This is a genomic window from Haloglycomyces albus DSM 45210, assembly GCF_000527155.1.
GTDB classification, from domain to species: Bacteria; Actinomycetota; Actinomycetes; order Mycobacteriales; family Micromonosporaceae; genus Haloglycomyces; species Haloglycomyces albus.
Window position 1 is genome coordinate 1,871,344 of record NZ_AZUQ01000001.1, and the last position, 23,865, is coordinate 1,895,208.

Here is a 23,865-nt window from a genome sequence, read left to right on the forward strand (position 1 = left end):
ATAACCCGTTTTCGGGGTAATTACGTGCTGAAACGATGCGTGGACGATATTCCATATTATGGATTTATGAGTGAAACTACTGATTCGGAATCGACTGCCCTTGAACGCCCTAAGTTTCGATCATCACCAATTTTTATTGGAGCGCAGTCTGTTGTGTCGGGTTATATCCTAATAATGGGCTTCCTTTCTGTATTTTCCCTGGTTTTCGCCAATGCCTTGACAGCGATGACGTCGGACGAAGATAAAACCGCTTCTCAGCTGATGCTCGGGGTAGTCATGTATTTTGTGCCGCCCCTGGTGCTTAGCGCTGTTTCAGTTGGTCTATTGTGGGCGTATCCTCCCTCAGGAAGAGGCTGGTTGTTTGCATTGGCTATGTACGTATTCCTTCAGGGGCTCGTGCTTATTGTCCTAGGCTCGAAACTTCCACCTCTCCGAGAGATGTCAGTAACCCCAATTGTGACGTTGTGGAGTGTGGCGACCTACCTATTCGTCATCGTTGGGCGAGGTCGTAATTGGGCGCGTGCGGAATTTGGGCCTACTCCAGATAGCGGTCGACTAGTTGTTGCCGCAGTTGTTCCCACCGTTGTGGTGTTGGCACTGGTTGCCGGCGGCGTAATGGCAATCCAGTTTGCTCTTTAAACAAGGGTAGTGGACCGATTGTCGAGCTTCCGGACTATTCCATGCAAGATTCGTGCTATTGGCCCTTGTCTGTTGCACAACGTTATCCGGCCATGTCGTAAGTTGCTGATACGTTTCCTGCGAAAGGGAATGACGGGAGGAGGAACCGCTGTCGTGACTGTAGAACTGCGACCGGTCGAGGATGTCGATCTCGACGCGCTGTTCGACCTCATGCGTGATCCGGAGTCGGTGCGGATGGCCGCCTTCACCGCACAGGATCCCAACGACCGGGAAGTATTCGACGCACGCATGGCAAGGTTGCGAGCCGCTCCGGACGTCACCATTCGCGCGATCATCCGCGACGGTCGGCTCGTCGGCAGCATCGCCAGCTTTGTCATCGACGGCGACACCGAGGTCACCTACTGGGTTGACCGTTCGGTCTGGGGCCAGGGCGTGGCAACCCAAGCTCTCACACGTTTCCTAGAGATTCTCGACACCCGACCCGTATACGCCCGCGCGGCCAGTGACAACGCCGCTTCGCTTAAAGTGCTGCGGAAGGCGGGATTTCAAGCGATAGGCACTGAGGTCGCCTATGCCCCCGGGCGAAACACCGAGCTGGAAGAAACCATTCTCCGTCTCTACTAAGCCGTTGCCTGTCAGGCCAATCCCCGACATCGCAGTCTGTTGGACTCTGGTGCCCATGGAGTGCGGCTATGGGAGAGCCACAGCACGATGCCCTGTTCGTCTAAAACAGATATGTCTGCGTGCCTAGACACGCATAATCGGGTCAGCCGTCCAAAGTGATATCTATGGAAGTGGTTTCTCCACGTGTCGCTGTGACCGTTTCAGTTGCTCTGTTGCTGCCGTCCGGCATTGTCACGGTGAAAACGTAGGTGCTGGGCGAAACGGTCCATGTGAAATGCCCTTGAGCGTCGGTGGCAATGACCTCCTCACTGCTGTCTCCGGTCTCTCCCTCCGCCGGTGTACGGCTGACAGTCGCTCCTTCGATCGGTTGCCCATCCTCGTCCAACACGGTGCCTTCGACAACCGCCTCATCCTGTGTTACAGCGTCTTTGGTAGGCGACGGGTCATCTGATGAGTCAAGTACTTCGTTCTGGGACACGTACCATGACCCTGCGGCCAAGGTGATGATGGCGGCAGTGGCTCCGATGACCAGTGCAATCCGATGCTTCATCGATTCCCTAAGCAAACGTTGAGTGTGTTGTGGCAGGTGTTTGAAATTGAGACGAATGACAGCCCGGCCGCGTTCCCGGTTTGTTCCAACAGGTGCGGCCGAGCCGATTTCATAACTTCAGCGACTGAATGGCGTCAAACGCCGCTTCGGTGATCCGCCGACCATGGTTGTATTCCCCGTGCGGACCGTCAGCGCCGGATGCGACTCCGTTGGTGTGGACGGCAAAGGCCGCCCAGCCGTACTCGCTGTGATTGCGGTACACCGGACTTCCCGACTGGCCGCCTTCAGTGTCGTTTCGGTAGAACACTTGGTTCGTCGTGGACTCCTCGACCGTCTGGTTCGCATGCGTCATCTGTAGCCGGGCGAACCCCGGGTACCCGGTCACAGTCGTTGATTCTCCATCAAGGCTGGCAGATTGCCACCAGTATCCGAACCACCCCGTCTGATTGCCGACCGTGCAGTCCAGGTCGATCAAACCGAAGTCGTACTCTTCGTCGCCGTTGTTCGTCCAACCGTTGAACGCGTACAGCGTGTTGGCTCCGCAGGTGCCGTACGGATCGACGCCGTCGTTACGGGCCGGTGCGATTTCGTATGAACCGACGTCGTTCCATTCATCAGAACCGTTATGTACGCAATGTCCGGCGGTGACAAGCAGATCCGCGTCCACCATCCAGCCGGTGCACGCGGAGCCGTTTCCGGCGGCATTGGTGAATTCCATTGCCACAACCGCACGATGCGGGAACGTTGTCGTTGGATCGACGCGGGTGCGGTCGTCGGTACCGATAATGCTGTCGGTACCGAAGTCGCCTTCAGCGTCCGTTTGGGAATTGGTGGACGGGCTGAGAGTGCCGGTACCGGAGTAGGACGAAGAGCCCGTCGCGTCTGACTTGGTGACGTCATCGACGTCGACCGACGTGCCCTTGGACGATTCAAGAGTGAACTTGTCGGTGGGCGTCGGATCGACTTGTGCTGCTGCTGGAAGAGCGGTGAAGAGAGAGATTATGGAAAAGCCTGCTGTAGCGGCTATGGCGGTAAGCCGTATTCGCTTGGAGTGAGTCACCGTTGAGTTCCTTTCGGTGGGAGACAGTGACATGCACAATCGTATGCGAAATGAACACGTACGGCTATTATCTATTCATAATTGTCTATAATATGACACACGGATGTCTACTGCATCGGCAAGGTCAGAGAGCTCCAGAATGGGCCTGTGATTCGCAATGGCTTTTATGGCTTGGATGGGATACAACGCCGAGAGCGCCTGTCGAACACGGCGTTTAAGCGATCCTCAGTTCATTCTGTTCCAAATTCATCGAAGGAGACGAACAACGATGGATTGACCCCTTATGAACGGCGGCTCGTAAAACACAGGCAGAAAAAGCGGGTTGACCACGCACATGGACGACATGTGGACGGCAGCCCACTCATAAAATAAAACCGCGGGATAGATAGCGTTGCTGTAGATTACTGCTGTAGAAACGATTCAGGGCCGGATTTCCTCATTGGGAAACCGGCCCTGAACTGCTGTGGAGCTGAGGGGAATCGAACCCCTGACCTTCTCATTGCGAACGAGACGCGCTACCTACTGCGCTACAGCCCCAACTGCCTTTGACAGCGACTCTTACTTTAGCACGGCTCGAATCACTGTTGTCACCCGTGGGGTCTGGTGCCAGAGAGACCACATCAGTATGTTTCGGCCGCCGTGCGGGCCGCGTCCCGGCTGTTCAACATCCTCGTGCTGTATCTGCTAAATCCAGCGGTCACTCAACCAAATACGACTGTGCCAATCGTCATAGTTCATCGGCTCCCCGGTATAGAGCGGCCAGAAATAGGCGAAGCAGAGTACGACCGCAGCGACGTAGGCCCCGACGATCAGGGCACCGATCAAGCGTCGTTCCGATGACGAACCGGCCGGACCGAGAATCAAGCCCAGCATCCACACCACGGCGATGATAAAGAACGGGACCACTGGAGCGATGTAGAAGAAGAACATGGTGCGGTCCGGGTAGAACAGCCACGGAAGTATTCCGGCGGTCACCACGACGACCACCAGGCCCGCGCGCCAGTCCTTACGCGCAATTCCCCACAGAGCCATGGCCAGAAGGGCCGGAATAAACAACCACCACAACAGGGGAGTTCCCAGGAGCAGAACCTCGGCGGCGCACTTATCGGCTCCGCAGGACACGTCGCTGCTCCAGTAGAAGACGACCGGACGTAGATTGAACAGCCACTCCAGCGGGGTGGATTGGTAGGAGTGCTCTGCCGACAATTGGGCGTGGAAGTTGTAGATGTCCAGGTGATATTGGAACCAATTGGCCACATCGGTGACGACGGGAATATAGGTCGACCCTTGCTCTTCGAGTTGGCGACGCCCGTACGCCTCTGAATTCGCGAACCAACCCCACCAGCTCGCCAGGTATACTCCGACGCTCACCGCCCCGGGCAGGAGGACGCTGGGAAGCGCCCGCCACCACGGTCGGCGGCGTTTGACCGCCGTATTGCGACAGGCGTCCCACACGACGACGAGCAGCAAGGCGGCAAGAATGAACCACAACGCGGACCATTTGATGCCCATCGCGAGTCCGAACGCCGCTCCACAGGCGATACGCCACCGATGACGCACAAGAAACGCCGTTCGCTTGCCCCACAGCTCGTGGTCATGCGTCTGGCGATCCCTCACCAGACAGTAAAAGCCAAGCAATACGAAGAAGGCGAGAAACACGTCGAGAAGCGCGACTCGCGACAGCACGACGTGCGAACCCTCCAAGGCAAGCAGGAGTCCCCCGAGTGCCGAGAGTGTCATAGACCCGGTCATACGCAGGAGCAATCGGATCAGAACGAACACCGTCAAGACGCCGACGGTCGCTGAAGCGATACGCCAGCCGGTTTCGTTGTATCCGAAGGTCAGCTGGCCGAGTCCGATGAGCCATTTGCCGAACGGGGGATGTGCCACGAAGGCGGCCGTATCGCTTGCCAGGTCCCATTCCACCCCGTGTTGTAGCAGGGTTCGGGCGTCTTGAGCGTAATAGACCTCGTCGAAGATCAACCCGGACGGGTGACTCAATCCGACCAGCCGCACGATGGCCGCGACGGCGGTGACGAGGAGGGTCGCCGTCCAAGCGTGGTTCTTTTCCGGATGGTGGAAGCGTCGGCGCAGCCAGGGGGTCGGTCCCGGCGGTCGCTTGGGATGCCATCCGGGCGGCATGTCGGGGGGTGTGGGGAGTCCGGTCGTGGTGGTCACGGCTTAGTCCGTTGGATCGGATTGTGCTGGCATGAGCGTATTTTAACCGGCGGGGCGTGGGGGTCGACCGTGCCCTATTCAAGCCTCGTGGTCCTGAATAGGGCCGTCGTCCGTTTAGTTGAACCAGAGGTCGATTTCACGCTTGGCCGATTCGGGTGAATCGGAGGCGTGAATGAGGTTCCTCTGTTGGGAGAGTGAGTAGTCGCCTCGGATGGTTCCCGCTTCGGCCTTGCGACCGTCGGTGGCTCCGGCAATTGTCCGCACGGCGGGAATGGCCTCGTCGCCGGTGGCGATGAGCGCGACGAGCGGCCGGGAGGTCATGAACGCCTTCAGATCGGGGTAGAAGGGCTTTTCAACGTGTTCGGCGTAGTGAGCGTCGGCGAGTTCACTCGTCATGGTGCGCATTTCCATCTTTTCGATGGTGAGGCCCTTGTTTTCGAGACGGTTGAGGACGGTACCGATGAGTCCGCGCTCGACCGCGTCGGGTTTGATCAAAATAAGTGTGCTTTGTTCTGCCATGCCGTCCATGATAAGTGTCCTTGTGCTTGTGGTCGGTGGCACGTAGCCTGGTTGGGAGGTGTTGTTCATCAACGTTGCGGCAGCGGCGTGTCGGTTGCTTCCCGGCTCCGGAAGGTTCCGGTTTCGCAGGCGAGACGCCGAGATGAGCGATATCGATAGAGCTGGTTGTCAGGCGTCTTGAATCGGTGAGGTGTGTACTTATGGCTCGTGGTGGCGGCGGTGGCGGTGCGTCTAAACCCTCGGCCCGTCCGACGCCGAAACCGTCCCGTGGCGGCGCGAAGGCCGGCGCCAAGGTCGGTGGTGCGAAGCCCGGTGGTGCCAAACCACGCCAACCGGTCAAGAAAGCGGCCCCGAACGGCCAGGCGAGAAAAGCGCAGCCACCGACCTTCAGTGGAAAAGACGCGGCCCGTTTGCAGATGGAGCGGTCCTGGTGGGCGGAACATTCGGACGCCAAAGATCACCTGGCGTCGACCCAGGGGCACGCCATGAAGTCCGAAGCCGTTGGCACGATTCTCAATGGGGACCGTCGGCTGCGTTGGCGGACCTCGCATGCGACCGGAGCGATTTTCTTCCTGTTGTTGGCCCTGTTTACCACGGCGATGGCGGTCGGGTCGCAGAACCTGATCGTGGCGATCATGGCGTTCGTCTGTGTGGCCTTTGCTCTGGTTTTCGTGACCATTGAATTCGCGGCACGGCGGTTCCCCGACCCCGTCCCCCGTCCGCATTCGATCAATCAGACGCGGGTGGAGGACCTGCTGCTGGTCGACGACATTCCCGGCCCGCGTCAACCGTCCGAGCCTGGTGGTCGCCTGGACGACCTGTTCACCCCCGAGACGCCGCCTGCGCCGGCGTCGGGTCCCGGTGCGTCGATCGGGGTCAAGGTGCCGCAGGTCGACCTTCCGAAACAGGAGGAAGAGGAGAAGGACCCGATCCGCCTGACGGGGGAGTCCGAGCGGCGGGAGAAACCGCGCCCCGTGCGTTTGCCGGACAATCTGACTGAATTGATGACCTCGGGCAAGGAAGTCGACATCGGCGAGGTGACCGGTACGTCTACGACGCTGGTGGTGGAGGATCTGGATCGGTCGCTTGATTTCTATACGCGTTGCCTGGGGCTCGACACCGTCGACCGGACCTCGGAGGCGGCCGTGGTGGAAGCGGGCTTTGGCAACATTCTCCTGTGGCAACGTCCGGACGCTCCGTCCGAGGCGGTCGGCGTCATGCATCTGACCTTCGAGGTCAATGACGTGCAGGCCGCCTTCGACCGTATGAACGAGGCCGGAGTGTCGTTCCTGCATCGTCCGCGAACCGCATTGCTGGGTGAACACTACGAACTCAAGGCCGCCGGTTTTCGTGACCCCGACGGCCACGGCCTGGCCATTACGGAGCACCGGCGTAAGTGCGAGGCGTAAGGGGCCGAACGGCGTTCGTGACATCGATGTTCCGATAAAATCCGCGCTGTCGCGTCAGGTATGGGGCGTTTGTCGTGATTTCGAGCCGAATTCGAGCCCAGAAGATTTGCTAATTATTTGATCGATTTTGATGCCGGGGTAAAATGAGGTATCCAGTCAGCCTTCCGACAATGGAACCGTGACAAATGGTTCCAAAAGGAGGAAAGATGGCCTCGCTTCTGGTATTGCTGGCGTTGATCGCCTTGGTCACTCTACTACGGATTATTTTGACTCCGACTGGTTCGTGGGGTGGGAACCCGTATCGCGCGCTGGGCCATCATGTTCGTCATTTCCGTCGGAAACGGTGGTTCAATCATCCTGACCGGGAACGCGAGACCGCCGACGACTAGGAACGTCGACCTGCGGTCGCCGGGGCGGCCGCAGCAGCTCATTGCGAACCTTCCAACAGTAGCCCCATACGGCCGCGCTGATGACACCGGCGATGCCGAGTGCCGGATGTACTGTCCAGGAAGCGACCAATACGACCTGTAGTCCCATACCGGCGGGCCATATCCAGCCGTGTCTGGAGAATCCCAGCAGGACGAGGCAGCCGAGGGCGAGCGCGCCCAGAATCACCAATGCCCAGGTCGGATCGGGCAGGACCATGTTCATCGGTGCCATTCCCAGGAGCAATGAAATCGACTCCAGGATGAGGGCGGCTGTGGCCAGGCCGCGTGCCGCCGCCGGGGGATTCTTCAAACCCGACCGTGATTCATCCGTGGGCGGGTTCGTATCGCTGTCTGACATGCCGCTTGCCTCTATTCGCGCACCAGAAGGCGGCGTGCGTCGCTGACGGTGAAGACCGATCCGGTCACGAGTACCCCGCCACCGGCCTCGTAGGCGTCGTCGTCGTTTTCCGCTTCCTGCATCGCCGTGGAGATCGCCTCGTCCAGTCGGGATACGACGGTGACCCGTTCGGGACCGAACACGTCGTTCGCCTTCTCCCCGAGTGTGGCGGCGGGCATGGCCCGGTCACTGGTGGGACGGGTAATGACCACCTCGTCCAGTACCGGCTCCAGCAATTCCAGCATGTAGTCCGCTTCCTTGTCGGCGAGAATACCGACGACCCCGATGAGCTTGCGGAAGGTGAATTCCGAGTCCACCGCGCGTACGGTGGCGTCCATGCCCGCTGGGTTGTGTGCCGCGTCCAGAATGACCGTGGGGCTGGTACGCACGACCTCCAGACGTCCGGGGGTGGAGAATTGGCCGAAGGCCTCTTCGAGCACCTCCCGGTCCAGCTCTTTCTGCTCTCCGTTCCCCAACAGCGTCTCCACCGCCGCTACGGCGGTGGCGGCATTGTGTGCTTGGTGTTCGCCGTGAACCGGGAGGAACAGGTCATCGTAACGAGCGGCCTTGGTTTCAATGCTGACCATTTGCCCGCCGACGGCCAGCTCTCGGCTGACCACCTGGTAGGAGCGACCTTCCGCTACCAGCCCCGAGCCCGTGTCCCGAGCGCGACGCAGCAGCGCGGCCATCGCCTCGGTCGGCTGTTCGGCGGTCACCAGGGTCGAACCGGGGTGGACGATCCCGGCCTTGACGGAAGCAATTTCAGCGAACGTCTCGCCCAGGTATCGCGTGTGGTCCAGTGCGATCGGCGTGATGACGGCTACCTCGGAGCCCAGCACGTTCGTCGAATCGGTGGCTCCGCCGATCCCCACTTCGACGACGCCGACGTCCACCGGAGCGTCGGCGAAGGCGGCGAAGGCGAGTGCCACGTTCACGTCGAAATACGTCAGCGATTCGGTGAACTTCTCGTCGACCATGTCCACCATCGGCGCGATTTCCGAGTACACCTCGGCGAGGCGTTGCGGGTCGATCGGTTCGCCGTTCAGGCTGATGCGCTCGGTGACGTCGTGCAGGTGCGGGGAGGTGAACCGTCCGGTCTTGAGGCCGTGAGCCTGTAGTAGTTGGTCGATGAACCGTGAGGTCGAGGTTTTCCCGTTCGTACCGGTGATGTGAATGGAGCGGAAGGTCTTTTGGGGATCTCCCAGCAGGTGCAGGAGCATTTCGATGCGTTCCATGGTGAATTCCCACCGGGCGAAGCCGCGGGCTTCCAAGGTCGCTTCGACCGCTGCGAGTACGGCCTGTTGTTCGCTCGTGTAACGAGGCATGACTTCCCCACCTTTGTTGTGCCCGGTCGCGGTGACCGTCGTTAACCTGTCAGTTCTGTTGACGTCTTGGCAGACATTGACCGGTCCACACCACAGAGGGCAGGGACCGGTCATTCGACGATAGCCGACGGGAGGGCGGGCTGGAAGGCTATTGAGGTCTATCTTGCAGGCCCGCCCACCTCTTATTTCAAGCGTTCTAGCTGGGCGTTGACACGTTCGATGTCGTTCTCCGCCGCAGTCTTTCGGGACTTGATCTTCTCTACGACCTCAGCGGGTGCTTTGGCGAGGAAGTTCTCGTTGGCGAGTTTCGCCTCGCACCCGTCGAGTTCCTTCTGGGCGGCACGCAACGCCTTGTCGAGGCGGGTGCGTTCGGCGGCGACGTCGATGCTGCCGGAGGTGTCGATCTCCACGTTCAAGGTGTCGGTGACGGCCAGGGTTCCGGTGGCTGCGAACTCGTCTCCGGGCTCGTCGAGGCGGGCCAGGTTGCGAATGAGCGGTTCGAGGTCGGCGAGCCCGGCGGTGTCGAGGCCGACCAACCGTGCCGCCACCTTCTGCGAGGGCTTGATGCCCTGTTCGCTGCGGAAGGAGCGGATTTCGGTGACGAGGTTCTGCAGGCTCGCGACGGTCGTTCCGGCGGAGTCGTCGCGAGCGTCGATCTGCGGCCAGGCCGCGACGGTCAATGAAGCGTCGTCGTTGACCAGAGTGGTCCAGAGTTCCTCGGTAATGAACGGCATGACCGGGTGGAACAGTCGGAGGAGCTGATCGAAGACGTAGCCGAGCACCCGTCGGGTGGTTGCGGCGCGTTCGCCGCCGGCGGCGAGGACGGGTTTGGTGAGTTCCAGGTACCAGTCGAATACGTCGTCCCAGGCGAAGTGGTACAGGTCGTACATGGCCTTGGCGTACTCGTACTTTTCCCAGTACCGGTCGACGGCGGCGACGGTTTCTGTCAGGCGCGACAGAATCCATCGGTCGATGACGCCCAGGTCGTCGGGTAGTGCACCGTCGACGTGTGCCCCGCTCATGAGCGCGAAGCGGGTACCGTTCCACAGTTTGTTCCCGAAATTGCGGGCAATCTCGGCGAGTTCTTCGGAGGCGACGATGTCGGATCCGGGCTCGACGTCGCGTACCAGCATGAACCGTAGGGCGTCGGCTCCGTAGCGGTCGATCACGTCCAAGGGATCGATACCGTTTCCGGAGGACTTCGACATTTTCTTGCCGTGTTTGTCACGGATGAGGCCGTGCAGGAAAACCTCGGTGAACGGGGCACGGCCCATGGCGTAGGTCCCGAACATCATCATCCGCACCACCCAGAAGAAGATGATGTCTTGACCGGTGATGAGACTGGCGGTCGGGTAGAACTTGCGCAGGGCGGCAGTGTCGTCGGGCCATCCGAGGGTGGAGAACGGCCAGAGCCCGGAGGAGAACCAGGTGTCGAGGACGTCGGGATCCTGTCGGTAGCCTTCCGGTGGCACTTCGTCGGGCCCGAGGCAGATTTCCTCCCCGTCGGGTCCGTACCAGATCGGTATGCGGTGTCCCCACCACAGTTGACGAGAGATGCACCAGTCTTGCAGGTTGTCCACCCAGGAGAAGAATTGTTTTTCCTGTTCCGGCGGGTGGATGGTGGTTTCGCCGCTGCGCACGGCGTCTCCGGCGGCGCGAGCGAGTGGTTCCACGTTGACGAACCATTGCAGGCTCAGACGCGGTTCCACGACCGTGTCGCACCTGTCGCAGTGGCCGACGGCGTGGGTGTACGGGCGTTTCTCCTCTACGATGCGGCCTTCGGCGCGCAGGGAGGAGGCGATCGCGGACCGGGCCTCGAAGCGGTCGAGGCCCTCGAACGGACCGCTGGCGGTGATGACGCCGCGCTCGTCCATGATCAGGGGCATGTCGAGGTTGTGGCGTTGCCCGACGGCGAAGTCATTGGGGTCGTGCCCGGGAGTGATCTTCACGGCCCCGGAGCCGAACTCGGGGTCGACGTATTCGTCGGCGATGATCGGGATATGGCGTCCGGTGAAGGGCAGCTCGACGGTCCGGCCCACCAGGTGCCGGTACCGTTCGTCGTCGGGGTGGACGGCGACGGCGGTGTCGCCCAGCATGGTTTCCAGACGGGTCGTGGCCACCACAATGGAATCGTCGCCGTCTCCGTATCGCATGGACACCAGTTCACCGGCGTCGTCGGAGTGTTCCACCTCGATGTCCGACAGTGCCGTCATACAACGTGGGCACCAGTTGATAATGCGTTCGGCACGATAGATCAAACCGTCGTCGTAGAGATTCTTGAAGATGGTGAGCACCGCGCGGGACAGGCCGTCGTCTAGGGTGAAGCGCTCGCGGTTCCAGTCCACGCCGTCACCGATTCGCTCCATCTGGGTGGAAATCCGGTCGTGGTAGGAGTCCTTCCATTCCCAGACCTTGTTGATGAACGCTTCGCGGCCCATGTCGTGTCGTGACAGGCCCTCTTGGTCGGCGATTTTGCGTTCCACGACGTTCTGCGTTGCGATTCCGGCGTGGTCGGTTCCCGGCAGGAAGAGAGCCTCTTTACCGCGCATGCGTTCCCGACGCACGTGCGCGTCGATGACGGCGTGGTTGAGGGCATGTCCCAGGTGCAGTTGTCCGGTCACGTTCGGAGGTGGGATGACAATGCAGTAGGGGTCGCGGTCCGACGTGTCGGAGGCAGCGAAACGCCCGTCTACTACCCATTTCGCATAACGCCGACCTTCTACTTCGGTGGGCGCGAAATTCTTTGCGAGTCGGGTCGTCGGGCTCTGGGTTTGTTTCGCTGAATCAGTCACCCGTCAATGATAGCGACCTCAATAAACGTGCCTCAAGCGACTTTCCGGCGAGTGCGGTCAAGCAACCCGGTCGGGCCTATTGAGCGACCGTCTCGTTGGGCTTCTTTTTCTTCTTGTTGCCCCCGCCGCTTGAATTACTGTTTTTAGTCTTCTTGGCCGAGCCGCCGTCGTCCGCGTCGTCCTTGGCGCCGACCTCTTCGCGGGCCTGCTCAAGAATCTTGTCCGCCTCGGCGCGCGCCTCTTCCTTGACGGATTCGGCCTGAGCTTTCGCGGTGGCCAGCATGGCCTCCACGTCGCGCCGTCCGGTCGAGTTGGCGGACTGCTTGATCTCATCGGCGCGCGCTTGTGCGCGTTCGATCTTCTTCTCGGTGTCGGCCAGACGCGTTTGTGCGTCTCGGACGGTCTCCTCGGCTTCGGTGCGGGCGTCGGCGATCAACGTGTCGGCCTTGGCCTGCGCGTCATCCTGTTGTTTCTGGGACTTGGAGGTGGCTTCGGCCAGAATGTCGTCGACTTCCCGTTCGGTGTCGGCGACGATGGTGGCGGCCTTGTCCTGTGCCTCGGTGAGCTCACGTTGAGCCCGTTCCCGCGCGTCGGCCAGTTCCTTCTGCGCGGTGTCTTCGGCCTCCGACAATTCCTTTCGGGCGGTCTCCCTCGCCTCTGCCAGTTCCTTTTCGGCGGCCTCACGTGCGTCGGCAAGCTCTTTCTCCGCGTTCTGAGTCGCGTCGGCGAGCTCTTTTTGCGCCTGATTGCGGTCGGCACGGGCCTTTTCCGCTTCGCTGTGGGCGGCTTCGTACTCGGAATTGGTTTCAGTGGTGAGGCGTTCGGCCTCCTCGCGTGCCTCCCGGCTCAACGTCTCCCGTTCGTCCTTCGACTCATTGTCGAGGCGTGCCCGTTCGGTCTCGGCCTCCGCGTTCAGTCGTTCGATCTCCTCTTCGACGGCCGACAGCTTCCGCTGCGATTCGGCTTGGACCTCCGCCAGGGTCTCGTCACGTTTGCGTTCGGCTTCCGCTTGAGCTCGCTCCGCCTCAGAACGGAGGCGTTTGGCCTCGTCGGTCGCCTCGGTCCGCATGAGAGTAGCGGCGTCGGCCGCCTCCGCACGAAGCCGAGTGGCCTCGACATCGGCTTCGGAGAGCTTCTGCTGTGCGACCGCTTCGGTGTCGCGCTTGTACTTCTCCATTTTCTCCACCGCTTCGGTGTGGAGATCGCGCAGTTCGTTCTCCGTCTCGAGATGGCGACGTTCGGCCTGTTTATCGGCTTCCGCTACGATCTTTTCGGCCCGATCGCGAGCCTCGGCGACGGTTCGTTCCGACTCCTGGGCGGCGTCTTCCCTGAGCTGAGTGGCCTCTTCGCGGAGCCGTTCCACATGGGCGACCAATTGCCGGGCCTGCTCGTCGGCGGCGGCGCGCTTGTTCTCCGCCTCCTGTTCGGCCTCGGCGATCAGATTCGCCGCCTTGGTTTCGGCCTCCTCCACCGCTTCCTGGGCTTTGCGTGCCTGCTTGTTGATTTCGGCATCGATGATGGCGCGACGGTCGGCTTCGGCCTTATCGGCGGCTTGACGGCGGTTCTGCAGGCTGACTTCGAAATCGTGTTTCGCCTTGGCGATTTCCTGTTCGGCCTCGGTGCGCAAACGGTCGACTTCGGCGCGTCTGGCGTCAACGTCCCGCAGGGCCTTTTGTTTGATGTCGTCGGCCTGCTCTTCCGCCAAGGTCAACATGTCTTCGATCCGTACGCCCAGGTGTCGATAGGACACGTTCTCGCCGGACGCCGACCGCCGACGGAGATCTTGAATCTGCGCTTGAAGCTGCTGAACCTGCACAACGAGGCGATCGATTTGAGCGAGAGCCTCGGCGCGTTCCCCGGCAAGCGTGTCGAGCTGCAGTTGCATGGCTGAGAAGTGCCGGTTGACCTGAGCTCGATCGTAACCGAACATCGCAGTCTCGAACTCGCGTTCGACGGTGTCGGATTCGAAATCGACGATGAGACTCTCGTCTTTGCCGTTATCCTTGCGCGCCATCGTTATCTTAACCTCACTTGCCTGCCGTGCCGTCTGGATCTGACTTTAAATGACAGTTATTCGACCTAAGTTCACATAGGGCACTCTACCGAGTAGCGGGGTAGTGCGCGGAGCATAATCCTGAATTTAACCCCGCACTGAACTATTTTCGCAGACTCCCTTGTTCCAGGCTAGTCCGTGCCCATGATCGAAGAAACAATCGGCAGGATCCATTGTTAATAATCTTATTCCCGGACCCTACTCAATACGGTCGATTCGGCGCGTCGAAACCGAGTCGGACCTCTATAAAACATGTCCGGTGGAGTGTCGAGGGGGAGCGGTGGGTAACTCCGGTCCGCCAATGCCGTGGGGGCGACCGCATGAGCGGCGTCCCTCACTCCTCGCCTCCTGCCTCGCTTCGCGCACCATGGCCCGTGACGTGCAGGGAAGTATGAGGATCCGGAAAAGAGTGGCGGTCGGCCAAGGCGCTGTGCAAGCCTGGTGCCTCAACCGACCGCCGCGGTCACTGATCGATCGATTTACTCGTCGTCTTTGGAACCGCCCATCATGCCGGTGAGCTGTTGGGTCATGTTCCGCAGAGTTCCTTGAATCTCGTCGCGCTGCTTGGTGAGTTCGTCCACCTTGTTCTGAGCGGTCGTGGTGATTTCTTCCGCGTCGCTCTTGGCGTCGGACAACAGCCGCTCGGCTTCCTTCTTGGCATCCGAGACGGCTTTTTCGGCGTCCTTTTTGGCCTTGCTGGTGGTTTCTTCGGCGTACTGCTCCGCATCCGCCCGCTTCTGCTCGGCCTTGGTTTCGGCCTGACGAGCGCGTTCTTCGGCTTCCCCGGCGCGTCCTTCGGCATCGCTGACCAGCTTCTGGGTCTCGGCGACCGCCTTCGAGTGGCGTTCGGATTCGTCGCGCTCGGCTTTTTCCTTGCGCTCGGCCAGTTCCAAGTCCAGGGCCTGCAAGTCCTTGTCGCGCTTTTCTTTGGCTTCGGCGAACAATTTGGCGGCTTCGGCCCGCTTTTCCTCGGCCTCACGAGCGGCTTTGGCTCGCAACTGGGTGATTTCCCGGTCGGCCGTCGCCCGCAGAGTCGCCACTTCCCGTTCCACACTGGCTTTCAGTTCAGCAACTTCATGCCCGGTCGACGTCCGCAGCTGCTTGGTCTCGCGTTCCGCGTCGGCCCGCAAGGTCTCGCATTCCCGGCGCGCGTTGGTGCGCAGCTCGGCGACTTCACGTTCCACTTGAGTGCGGAGCGAGGTGGCTTCCCGCTCGGCGTTCTGCTTGAGATTGTCCGACTCATTGCGTGCCGCATCGGTGATTTCGCGGGCCTCTAGGCGAGCTGCCGACAGAATGCCCTCGGTTTCGCGTTTAGCTTCAGCCCTATGCTCATTGGCCTGTTCCTCAGCCAACCGAAGAATCTGTTCCACACGAGTGCCCAGCCCTGACAGGGTGGGTTTGGAATTCTCTTCCAGCTGTTTGTTCTGCTCGGCCAAACGCTGTTCCAAGCCTTGAATGCGCTGCTCGGCCTGGCGCAGGCGACGCTGCGCTTCCGACATGCGCTGTTCTACCTCAGTGCGCTGTTGCTGCGCCTGGGACAGCTTGGTGAGATTCTTCTGGATGAAGTCATCCACCTGGTGCCGGTCGTATCCACGCAATTGAACGGGAAAATCCGGAACCGACGATTCATTGTCAAAAAATGTGTTATTGGAGGGCTGTTGCTGCGACATTGCCCTATAGTTGCAGATTAATTTTCAGTTATCAACACCAAGGTAGGTACTTTGTGCGGTGTTTTTCATTTGTGGCACCACTGTTGAGATACAGTGCGAACGATGGTTACCGACCACAGTGGTGCCACCCGGTCGTTACATATCGACATCGCGTCGGTGACGCGGATGACGACTACCGCTTGGCGGGTTCCACCAATTCCAAAAGCACCCCTTCGGCGTCACGCGGGTGCACGAAATTGATTCTGCTGTCTGCGGTGCCGTGACGCGGCCGCTCGTACAGTAGCTCCACCCCTTGTTCGGTCAACCCGGCGCACACCGCGTCGATGTCGTCGACCGTCAGCGCCATCTGCTGTAGGCCCGGACCGCGCTTGTCCAAGAATTTTCCGATCGGGGAGTCGTCGCGCAGCGGAGCGAGAACCTGCAATTGCGTATCGCCGTCCGGCCAGGACACCATGGCCTCGATGACGCCTTGTTCCTCGTTCTCCTCGCGGTGCACGCATTCGCCGCCAAAGAACCCCTCATAGCGTTCCAGGGCTTTGTCGAGGTCGGCGACGGCGACGCCGACGTGGTCCACCCGCCGAATGTGAAAGCTCGTTTCAAAGGACATATCATAGAGATTACCGGCAGTGTATCGAGCGCTAGACTGCGGTTGGCGCGCCGTACGGGCGACGCCCGCGCACCTGCGCTCTACTGACATTGTTCAGCGAGTCTGCCGTGGTCGGAGGTCGGCGGACCCCGTCGGGTAGCGTAACGGCTCCCGGACGGATCGCCGGTCGCGAAACCGGCCTCAGCAACGACGATTTTGGAGGACACCGTGGTCAACGACGACACAACCGTCATTCTTGCCGCCGCCCGCACACCCATTGGGCGGTTCACTGGGGGCCTCGCCGACTTCAGCGCACCCGCGCTGGGAGGAGTCGCGATCAAGGCCGCCCTGGAACGTTCCAACGTCCAGCCCGACCAGGTCGGACAGGTGATCTTGGGACACGTACTACCGGCAGGCAGCGGGCAGAATCCCGCCCGACAGGCCGCGGTGGCCGGGGGCATCCCCATGTCGGTGCCCAGCCTATCGGTCAACAAGGTCTGCCTCTCGGGGATGACCGCGATCGGCATCGCCGACCGGTTCCTGCGCTCGGGAGACGACGACTTCATCGTGGTGGGCGGAATGGAGTCTATGACCCAGGCCCCGCACATGCTGCCGAAATCCCGTCGGGGATACAAGTACGGTGACGTCACCATGCTGGACCACCTGGCCTTCGACGGACTGACCGACGCCTACGACGGCATTTCCATGGGCGAATCCACCGAACGTCACGTGCAGAAGACCGGAATCAGCCGTCAGGACCAGGACGGCTACGCCGCCGAAAGCCAGCAGCGCGCCGCGAAGGCGGCCTCGGCCCGTGCGGAGGAAATCGTTCCGGTCGAGACCCGAAAGGGGACGGTCGACGCCGACGAATCACCGCGTGGCGACACCACGGCCGAGGGACTGGCCGGATTGCGGCCCGCCTTCGCCAAAGACGGGACCATCACTCCGGGAACCTCCTCTCCGATGAACGACGGAGCGGTGGCGCTGGTGCTGACCACCAAATCGAAGGCCGAGGAACTCGGCCTGGAATGGGAATCGGAGATTCTCTCCTACTCGACGGTCGCGGGCCCCGACAACTCTCTTCTACGGCAGCCGTCCAACGCCATCAAGGCCGCGCTGCGGGACACCGGATACGGTGCCGACGACCTGGAGGCCGTCGAAATCAACGAGGCGTTCGCCGCGGTGGCGCTGGCCTCCATCGACGATCTCGGTGTCGACCCCGCACACGTCAACCGCGACGGGGGCGCGATCGCTCTGGGGCACCCGTTGGGAGCCAGCGGGGCACGCCTGGTACAGACGCTGTCACGTCAACTCTCCAGCGGAGCGGTCGGCGCCGCCGGACTGTGCGGCGGTGGCGGACAGGGCGACGGAATTATCCTGCGCGCCAAGTAAGTTCAAGTCATACTCTCCTGGCACCGCGGACCGGCCCACCCTAAGCCGACGCGGTGCCGCAGCGAACACAGCGAATAGGGCCGGAATGTCGAAGAAGATTGACGTTGACAAACAGGTGGCCGAGGCCCGAGCCGGTTCTCGTCGCGCCACCGCGCGGCTCCTGACGGCATTGGAATCCGATTCCGAGCAGGTACCGCACATCACCGCCGCTACGGCCGGAGGAAACGCCAAGGTCATTGGACTCACTGGTTCACCGGGAGTCGGAAAGTCCACCCTGACGTCAGCGCTTATTTCCGCGTGGCGGGCGCAGGGCCTGCGGGTGGCGGTTCTGGCGGTCGACCCCTCGAGCCCCTTCAGCGGCGGGGCCATCCTGGGCGATCGGGTCCGCATGGCCGACCACGCTCTGGACGACGGCGTCTACATCCGTTCGGTGGCCACTCGCGGACACCTGGGCGGCCTGGCCGCCACCACCGGTGCGTCGGTGCGCCTGCTCGAAGGCCTCGGATTCGACGTGGTCATCGTCGAGACCGTCGGCGTCGGACAGGCGGAGGTGGAGATCGCCTCGCTGGCCGACACCACCTTGCTGCTGTTGGCCCCCGGTATGGGCGACGCGATTCAAGCGGTGAAGGCCGGAGTCGTGGAAATCGCCGACGTATACGTGGTCAACAAGGCCGACCGTCCCGGTGCCGACGCCACCGTGCGCGACATGCGCGCCATGATGAGTCTGGTCCGGCGGGAGGCCGGCGAATGGCGCCAACCGATCGTCAAAACCCAGGCCGAGGACGCCGGTGGGATCGACGAACTGACCGCTGAAATCGACAACCATCGTGAATGGCTGATCAAACACGACCGACTCGCCGCGATGCGTCGGCACCGGGCGTGGGCGGAGATCCGCGCGGCCGTCGACGACCGCTTGCGCCACCACTACCGGGTAGGAGACGACCTGGCGGCCCAACTGGCCGACGGAGACATCGACGTCTACGCGGCAGTGCGGAAGGTACTTGACGATTGAGCGCCTCCTCGCCACTTGTGCCCGGAGGAAATCTCCGGGCACAAGTGGCCGGTACGGTGCCGCCGCGGACACCGCCGGTTCGCGTCACGTAGGCCATCGCTGTCGCCCGCGCGTGGCCGACCGGTGTCGTACGGGTGCATCGTGCCCCGGTCACGACGACCGCTGCGCGGAGTCACGACGGGTTCATCGCCGCTGCAACTGGTACGCTCAGGGGCCGAGCCGGGGCCCGACCTCGCGCCACCCTCTCACACCACGAATCGCACTCAATACATTACCTAGGGCAATTCCCTTGGCGTGACCAGTAACTCGTGTAAATTTGCGCGACCACACCTCAACAATGAGAGGGAAACTTGATAGCCTCACATTTGGGATAAAACCTACTACTCGGTCAGAACGCTCAAAAGGGAGGTGACACTTGACTTCCGCAAACGCCGTTGGCGCCGCCACGATCGACCGTTTACTGCATCGCGACCCGGTTGCCAGCGTATTCAGTGGAAATCATAGTGACGATCCCGCCTCCCCCGTCACCATCACCGTCGGACACGAACGCGTCGACGGCTCCCGACGCGAGGTGTTCCTGGAATGGGCCTCTCGTCTCGCCGGTGCGACCACGCACCCGCATCTCAGCAACTGCGCCACCGCAGGACTCACCGAATCCGGGCGGCCCTACATGGCCTTCCAGACCACCCGACGCACCCTGACCGACCTGCTGTTGGAAGGCGGGCCGCTACCGACGGGGCAAGTACGAGCCGTCGGTGTCGCCCTTGCCGACGCGCTCGCCCATTACCATCACCACGGCCTCATTCACGGTGCCGTACAACCCAGCTTCATCCTGGTCGGACGCAATAAAATCCTCCAGCTTACCGGCTACGACAATACCGCCCCCGTCCTTGCCCGGCCCTTGCCCGCGAGCGTCTACACCGCCCCCGAACACCTCGACGCCGCCATCGCCGGTGAAGTGGCGGCCTCCCCGGCTTCCGACGTCTACGCACTCGGGTCCGTTCTCTATACGGCTCTCGGCGGCGTCCTTCCATGGGCGCGTCCGGAAAGCGCCAGTATCACCGATCCATTGACCCGCGCCGCGCCGGTCGGCCCCATCCCCGGGGTCAGCCGGACCATCAGCGAACTTCTCGCCGCCTGCCTGTCGTCGGAACCGCAGCAGCGACCCAGCGCCTCGGACCTGGCCTCCTCCCTGTCGGAGGTCGATATAGCCTCGATCCCCGTGCAGCGAATGGCCCCCGTCAACATCCCCAACACTCAACTGCCGCAGACGGGTCTTCGTCCGGTCACGGTCAATACGTCCACCGAACTCGAGATCAGCTCCCGGAAACGTGAACCCGACGGTTTTCGCCGTCGTCTGCGCAAGGTGACGACCGGTACGGCCGGACTCGCACTGACCGGTGCACTGTTGGGCGGCGTGGCGCTGGCGACCTACGCGGCCACCAATACCGAAGAGCCGCCGCTCTGTCCTGATGAGACCGAACTGAGCAAATTGGTCGACAATACCTATCCCGACGGAGAGGTCGTCGACCGCGACTGCGGTTCGTCGGGTTTCATTACCGCCTATGTGGAGACCACGGGCGGCAGCGGGGGCGGAGAAGAGACCGAATCGGCGGCCGTTCCCATCGCCTGGCAGGTACGTAATGATCGTCTCGAACGGATTCGGGACTGCACGGCGGCAACCGTGCCCGAAGAAGTGAAGGTTCACCTGGAATGCGCGGATTGAGCGAATGAGGTCCGTCCGAGCTCCGTTCGATCGGCTGACCATCGGCGGCACAAGGCGGCAGCGCTGCCAAACCCATGACACGAATGTTGACGTACCCTGATTTGATGCATCCTTCGGACTCCCATCGGCATTACTCACTCGACATCGACCCCGGTCAATCTCCGGAACCTTCGCCGTACACCGGGCCGCCTCCGCCCGTGCCGCAGCAGCACCGGAGACGCCGTTGGAAAGCGGCGGCCGTAGTTCTGAGCCTGCTGCTTGCCTTTACGTTCGGTTCGCTCGCCACGTACCTGTATCTCGACGGCGAACTGCACGAAGACACCGCCGTCCCCGGCGTCGACGCCGAGGCGGAGACCGACGATTTTCCCGACGATCACCGTCTGCCAGGTCCGCAAGGGACGGACACGACGATCCGCGTGATCGCCGATCCTCCGGAGTCCTACTTCGACGGCCTTATGGCGGATTACTGGACCAGTGCGCTCAAGCGGAGCGGCTGGAACGTCGAGTTGGTCGAGATCGACGCCCTCGAATCGGACGCGATTGACTCCGCTTTTCGCAAAGGCACGGCCGATGTGCACCTGAGCGCCTTCTTTCCCAGTCGAATACAGAGCTCAATCGAGGATGTTCGTTATGACGACTACGGGGCCTGGAATGAGAACGTCGGGCTACACATCGCTCTACCCGATGAGATGGAAGGGAGGGTGGAGTCCCTGCGTGACCTGCAAGGTAAGGCCGAGGAGTTCGGTGGAACCCTCTTGGTGCCGAGATTCTGGGAGGCGGAGGGGAAGCGTTTTATCGAAGACGTTTTCCCCTACTACGGCATTGAGGGATTCGACATGGAGGTAATGGAGGAAGCCGAGGTGGACCCCGAGTTTCGATCCATGCGTGAGGACGGCGAGACTCCGCTGGCCCTGGTGTTCATACCGATGATGTCCACGATGACGTCCCACTCGATCGTGGTTCCCGACCCCGATGATCGAGGATCGTATGGCTCCAACATGCGTATTTTGACCAGGGACGGGTTCAAGTTGGATCACCCGGAACTCGCCGAGGCCTTCGCGTCGTTCAATATGGACACCATACACCTGCTGGAGATGCAGAGTACCGCGGCCGTCTATACTGATCTGTCGGTGGATTCCCGGAACTTTTCCGAGTGGATCATGGATAATCCGATCGGGGATTTCCTGGACGACGAACCTCGGGAGATCACCTCCGGTGGAATCGGTGACACTGAAGAGAACGACGAGTGAGTTCCCCGGTGTTCGCCTGTACTATTGCGGTTTGGGTGGGAAGCCGCCGTAGACGGCGACGGTCTGGTTCTTATAGGCGGAGGTTTCGCCTTTTTCCATGGGATCGTTCCAGGTTGTCGGCAGAGGAGAACGGCGTGGTGTCACCCGCGCCACGATCCCGTCCCAGTATCGTCTCCGTTTGACTTTCGGTGGCACTAGGCGTCAACGCTGCCGTTTCCATCACACGGATACTGACGTATCCTGATTTGATGTATCCTTCGCATTCCCATCAGCATTACTCACTTGATCCTGGCCCCGGTCAAGCTCCGCCGCCTCCGCCACCACCGTATTCCGCGCCGCCTCCACCTGTGCCGCAGCCACCCCGGAGACGTCCCTGGAAAGCTGTGGCGGTGGTTCTGAGTCTGCTGCTTGCCTTTACGTTCGGTTCGCTCTCCACTTACCTGTATCTCGACGACGAACCACGCGAGTACGCCGCCGTCGCCGGCGTCGATGCCGAGACGGAGAGCGACGACGAGGAAGAGAGCGGCGACTTTCCCGACGACCACCGTCTGCCGAGTCCGCAAGGGACGAACACGACCATCCGTGTGATCACCGATCCACCCGAATCGTTCTTCGACGGCCCTACGGCGGAGTACTGGACCAGTGCTCTCAAACGGAGCGGCTGGAACGTCGAGTTGGTCGAGATCGACTCCCTTGATTCGGATGCGGTTGACACCGCATTTCGCAATGGTACGGCCGATGTGCATCTCAGCGCCATCTTCCCCAGTCGAGTACGCAGCTCAATCGAGGACGTTCGTTATGACGACTACGGGGCCTGGAACGAGAATGTCGGAATCCACATCGCTCTACCCGATGAGATGGAAGGTACGGTGGACTCACTGCGTGACCTGCAAGGAAAGGCCGAGGAGTTCGGCGAAACCCTCCTGGTTCCGCAATCCTGGGAGGCGGAAGGGGAACACTTTATCGAAGAGGTTTTCCCCTACTACGACATTGAGGGATTCGACATGGAGGTATTGGACGACACCGAGGTGGCCATCGAGTTTCAGTCCATGCGTGAGGACGGCGAGACTCCGCTGGCCTTGGTGATCATACCGTTGTTGTCCACGATGATGTCCCATTCCATCATGGCCAGTGACCCCGACGATCAGGGGTCGTACGGTTCCAACATGCGTATTCTGTCCAGGGACGGGTTCAAGTTGGATCACCCGGAGCTCGCCGAGGCCTTCGCGTCGTTCAGTATGGACACCACGCATCTGCTGGAGATGCAGAGTACCGCGGCCGACTTCTCCGATCTGTCGGTGAATTCCCGCAATCTCTCCGAGTGGATCATGGACAATCCGATCGGAGATTTCCTGGACGACGAACCACGGGAGATCACCTCCGGTGGAATCGGTGACACTGAAGAGGGCGACGCCGAGGAAGACTAGCGAGTTCCCCGGCGTTCGACGGTGTTATTCCGGTTTGGGGAGAAAGCCGCCGTAGGCGGCGACGGTCTGGTTCTTATAGGCGGAGGTATCGCCTTTTTCCATGGGACCGTCCCAGGTTGTCGGCAGCGGTGAACGACGTGGTGCCACTCGCGCCACGATCTCGTCCAGCACCGTCTCAGCCTGACCGACCCAGAGATGTTTACCGTTGTCCACCGGAACGACCTCGGCATGCGGAACGGCGGCGAACCGTTCCTTCGCCTCCGGCGGCTGCAGATAGTCGTCGTGCTCGGGAATCAGCGCCACGACCGAGCGGTCTTCCTCGGCCCACGCTCGCAGTTCGTCCTCCGTGGTGTATCGCAGGGGAGGAGACAGGAGAATGACGCCTTCGACTCCGGGCTCGCGGCCGTATTTCAGAGCCAGATCGGTACCGAAGGACCAACCCACGATCCACACGTTCGGTAGATCGCGGAATTCGGCGAATTCAACGGCCGCGGCGACGTCGAAGCGCTCGGCGACGGCGTCGTCGAATTCGCCCTCGCTTTTACCCTGCTGAGATTCCGTGCCGCGTGTGTTGAAGCGCAGTACCGCGATATTGGCCAAGGCCGGTAGACGCCACGCGGCCTTACGGTAGACGTGCGAATCCATCATCCCGCCGTGGGTGGGCAGGGGATGCAGCAGAATAAGGGTGGCTTCGGGTTCGGAGTCGGCCGGTAGAGCCAACTCTCCGACCAGATCGAAACCGTCCGCCGTGGTCAGGGTGATGGCCTCGCGTTTGGCGGGCAATCGACTCGAAGAACGTATAACAGACACGTCCCAATGGTAACGCCC

The 23,865-nt window shown here is 61.3% G+C and carries 21 protein-coding genes and 1 tRNA gene; 9 read left to right on the forward strand and 13 right to left on the reverse strand.

Annotation, left to right across the window (positions count from 1 at the left end; translation table 11 throughout):
* Positions 1–66 precede the first annotated feature (66 nt).
* Both HALAL_RS0108785 and HALAL_RS0108790 read left to right on the forward strand, forming a co-directional pair.
* Positions 67–639 carry a hypothetical protein gene (locus HALAL_RS0108785; protein WP_156937677.1) on the forward strand — a complete coding sequence of 191 codons (573 nt, stop codon included), beginning with the start codon at positions 67–69 and terminating at the stop codon, positions 637–639.
* Positions 640–768: 129 nt separating this feature from the next.
* Complete coding sequence (locus HALAL_RS0108790; protein ID WP_029767642.1) at positions 769–1,263, forward strand: GNAT family N-acetyltransferase; 495 nt, start codon at positions 769–771, stop codon at positions 1,261–1,263.
* A 142-nt stretch (positions 1,264–1,405) separates the two neighbouring features.
* On the opposite strand, the gene HALAL_RS0108795 is transcribed toward HALAL_RS0108790, so the two are convergent.
* The 5 genes from HALAL_RS0108795 to ndk all read right to left on the reverse strand — a co-directional run bounded on the left by HALAL_RS0108795 (position 1,406) and on the right by ndk (position 5,570).
* Positions 1,406–1,813: a carboxypeptidase-like regulatory domain-containing protein gene (locus HALAL_RS0108795; RefSeq protein ID WP_025273649.1), complete on the reverse strand. Its 408-nt coding sequence runs from the start codon at positions 1,811–1,813 to the stop codon at positions 1,406–1,408.
* Between the two features lie 109 nt (positions 1,814–1,922).
* The gene (locus HALAL_RS0108800) at positions 1,923–2,873 is read right to left on the reverse strand and encodes a trypsin-like serine peptidase (protein ID WP_025273650.1); all 951 of its coding nucleotides are present in this window, start codon (positions 2,871–2,873) and stop codon (positions 1,923–1,925) included.
* Positions 2,874–3,337: 464 nt separating this feature from the next.
* A tRNA-Ala gene (locus HALAL_RS0108805) sits at positions 3,338–3,410 on the reverse strand.
* A gap of 147 nt (positions 3,411–3,557) precedes the next feature.
* The gene (locus HALAL_RS0108810; protein WP_025273651.1) at positions 3,558–5,051 is read right to left on the reverse strand and encodes a dolichyl-phosphate-mannose--protein mannosyltransferase; all 1,494 of its coding nucleotides are present in this window, start codon (positions 5,049–5,051) and stop codon (positions 3,558–3,560) included.
* A 114-nt stretch (positions 5,052–5,165) separates the two neighbouring features.
* Complete coding sequence (gene ndk, locus HALAL_RS0108815; RefSeq protein ID WP_156937678.1) at positions 5,166–5,570, reverse strand: nucleoside-diphosphate kinase; 405 nt, start codon at positions 5,568–5,570, stop codon at positions 5,166–5,168.
* Positions 5,571–5,770: 200 nt separating this feature from the next.
* On the opposite strand from ndk, the gene HALAL_RS0108820 reads away from it, so the two are divergent.
* Positions 5,771–6,979 carry a VOC family protein gene (locus tag HALAL_RS0108820; protein ID WP_025273653.1) on the forward strand — a complete coding sequence of 403 codons (1,209 nt, stop codon included), beginning with the start codon at positions 5,771–5,773 and terminating at the stop codon, positions 6,977–6,979.
* Positions 6,980–7,185: 206 nt separating this feature from the next.
* Positions 7,186–7,368, forward strand: a complete 183-nt coding sequence (locus HALAL_RS18135) for a hypothetical protein (protein WP_084471928.1) — start codon at positions 7,186–7,188, stop codon at positions 7,366–7,368.
* Here HALAL_RS18135 and HALAL_RS0108825 read toward each other — a convergent pair.
* The 6 genes from HALAL_RS0108825 to mce all read right to left on the reverse strand — a co-directional run bounded on the left by HALAL_RS0108825 (position 7,328) and on the right by mce (position 16,251).
* Positions 7,328–7,765: a DUF4233 domain-containing protein gene (locus HALAL_RS0108825; protein ID WP_025273654.1), complete on the reverse strand. Its 438-nt coding sequence runs from the start codon at positions 7,763–7,765 to the stop codon at positions 7,328–7,330. The genes HALAL_RS18135 and HALAL_RS0108825 overlap by 41 nt on opposite strands.
* A gap of 11 nt (positions 7,766–7,776) precedes the next feature.
* Positions 7,777–9,129: a bifunctional folylpolyglutamate synthase/dihydrofolate synthase gene (locus HALAL_RS0108830; protein WP_025273655.1), complete on the reverse strand. Its 1,353-nt coding sequence runs from the start codon at positions 9,127–9,129 to the stop codon at positions 7,777–7,779.
* Positions 9,130–9,311: 182 nt separating this feature from the next.
* Positions 9,312–11,921, reverse strand: coding sequence for a valine--tRNA ligase (locus HALAL_RS0108835; RefSeq protein WP_025273656.1), 2,610 nt, complete (start codon positions 11,919–11,921; stop codon positions 9,312–9,314).
* 76 nt (positions 11,922–11,997) lie between these two features.
* A complete protein-coding gene (locus HALAL_RS0108840) occupies positions 11,998–13,935 on the reverse strand; it encodes a hypothetical protein (protein WP_025273657.1) in 1,938 nt (645 codons plus the stop codon).
* Between the two features lie 518 nt (positions 13,936–14,453).
* Positions 14,454–15,644, reverse strand: a complete 1,191-nt coding sequence (locus tag HALAL_RS0108845; RefSeq protein ID WP_025273658.1) for a cell division protein DivIVA — start codon at positions 15,642–15,644, stop codon at positions 14,454–14,456.
* Between the two features lie 172 nt (positions 15,645–15,816).
* Complete coding sequence (gene mce / locus HALAL_RS0108850) at positions 15,817–16,251, reverse strand: methylmalonyl-CoA epimerase (RefSeq protein WP_025273659.1); 435 nt, start codon at positions 16,249–16,251, stop codon at positions 15,817–15,819.
* A 207-nt stretch (positions 16,252–16,458) separates the two neighbouring features.
* Here mce and HALAL_RS0108855 point away from each other — a divergent pair, with 207 nt between their 5' ends.
* The 4 genes from HALAL_RS0108855 (at position 16,459) to HALAL_RS0108870 (ending at position 21,610) form a co-directional block, all read left to right on the forward strand.
* On the forward strand, positions 16,459–17,622 hold the full coding sequence (locus HALAL_RS0108855; RefSeq protein WP_025273660.1) for an acetyl-CoA C-acyltransferase: 1,164 nt from the start codon (positions 16,459–16,461) through the stop codon (positions 17,620–17,622).
* 85 nt (positions 17,623–17,707) lie between these two features.
* A complete protein-coding gene (meaB, locus tag HALAL_RS0108860) occupies positions 17,708–18,634 on the forward strand; it encodes a methylmalonyl Co-A mutase-associated GTPase MeaB (protein WP_025273661.1) in 927 nt (308 codons plus the stop codon).
* 415 nt (positions 18,635–19,049) lie between these two features.
* Entirely contained in the window at positions 19,050–20,360 is a 1,311-nt protein-coding gene (locus HALAL_RS0108865) for a protein kinase domain-containing protein (protein WP_025273662.1), read from the forward strand.
* Between the two features lie 104 nt (positions 20,361–20,464).
* The gene (locus tag HALAL_RS0108870) at positions 20,465–21,610 is read left to right on the forward strand and encodes a glycine betaine ABC transporter substrate-binding protein (protein ID WP_169732426.1); all 1,146 of its coding nucleotides are present in this window, start codon (positions 20,465–20,467) and stop codon (positions 21,608–21,610) included.
* Positions 21,611–21,631: 21 nt separating this feature from the next.
* Here HALAL_RS0108870 and HALAL_RS18590 read toward each other — a convergent pair whose 3' ends face one another.
* Positions 21,632–21,805 (reverse strand): hypothetical protein, encoded by a 174-nt coding sequence (locus tag HALAL_RS18590; RefSeq protein WP_156937679.1) that lies wholly within the window; start codon positions 21,803–21,805, stop codon positions 21,632–21,634.
* A gap of 194 nt (positions 21,806–21,999) precedes the next feature.
* Between HALAL_RS18590 and HALAL_RS0108880 the strand changes: the two genes are divergently transcribed.
* A complete protein-coding gene (locus HALAL_RS0108880; protein ID WP_169732427.1) occupies positions 22,000–23,037 on the forward strand; it encodes a glycine betaine ABC transporter substrate-binding protein in 1,038 nt (345 codons plus the stop codon).
* A gap of 24 nt (positions 23,038–23,061) precedes the next feature.
* On the opposite strand, the gene HALAL_RS0108885 is transcribed toward HALAL_RS0108880, so the two are convergent.
* Complete coding sequence (locus HALAL_RS0108885) at positions 23,062–23,847, reverse strand: alpha/beta hydrolase (protein WP_025273665.1); 786 nt, start codon at positions 23,845–23,847, stop codon at positions 23,062–23,064.
* Positions 23,848–23,865 lie beyond the last annotated feature (18 nt).

Coding starts and splice junctions, on each gene's coding strand:
- meaB (WP_025273661.1), top strand. CDS start 17,708: ATGTCGAAGAAGATTGACGTTGACAAACAGGTGGCCGAGGCCCGAGCC.
- HALAL_RS0108825 (WP_025273654.1), bottom strand. CDS start 7,765: ATGTCAGACAGCGATACGAACCCGCCCACGGATGAATCACGGTCGGGT.
- HALAL_RS0108795 (WP_025273649.1), bottom strand. CDS start 1,813: ATGAAGCATCGGATTGCACTGGTCATCGGAGCCACTGCCGCCATCATC.
- HALAL_RS18135 (WP_084471928.1), top strand. CDS start 7,186: ATGGCCTCGCTTCTGGTATTGCTGGCGTTGATCGCCTTGGTCACTCTA.
- HALAL_RS0108840 (WP_025273657.1), bottom strand. CDS start 13,935: ATGGCGCGCAAGGATAACGGCAAAGACGAGAGTCTCATCGTCGATTTC.
- HALAL_RS0108830 (WP_025273655.1), bottom strand. CDS start 9,129: ATGCCTCGTTACACGAGCGAACAACAGGCCGTACTCGCAGCGGTCGAA.
- HALAL_RS0108785 (WP_156937677.1), top strand. CDS start 67: ATGAGTGAAACTACTGATTCGGAATCGACTGCCCTTGAACGCCCTAAG.
- HALAL_RS0108790 (WP_029767642.1), top strand. CDS start 769: ATGACGGGAGGAGGAACCGCTGTCGTGACTGTAGAACTGCGACCGGTC.
- HALAL_RS0108870 (WP_169732426.1), top strand. CDS start 20,465: ATGCATCCTTCGGACTCCCATCGGCATTACTCACTCGACATCGACCCC.
- ndk (WP_156937678.1), bottom strand. CDS start 5,570: ATGGCAGAACAAAGCACACTTATTTTGATCAAACCCGACGCGGTCGAG.
- HALAL_RS0108845 (WP_025273658.1), bottom strand. CDS start 15,644: ATGTCGCAGCAACAGCCCTCCAATAACACATTTTTTGACAATGAATCG.
- mce (WP_025273659.1), bottom strand. CDS start 16,251: ATGTCCTTTGAAACGAGCTTTCACATTCGGCGGGTGGACCACGTCGGC.
- HALAL_RS0108820 (WP_025273653.1), top strand. CDS start 5,771: ATGGCTCGTGGTGGCGGCGGTGGCGGTGCGTCTAAACCCTCGGCCCGT.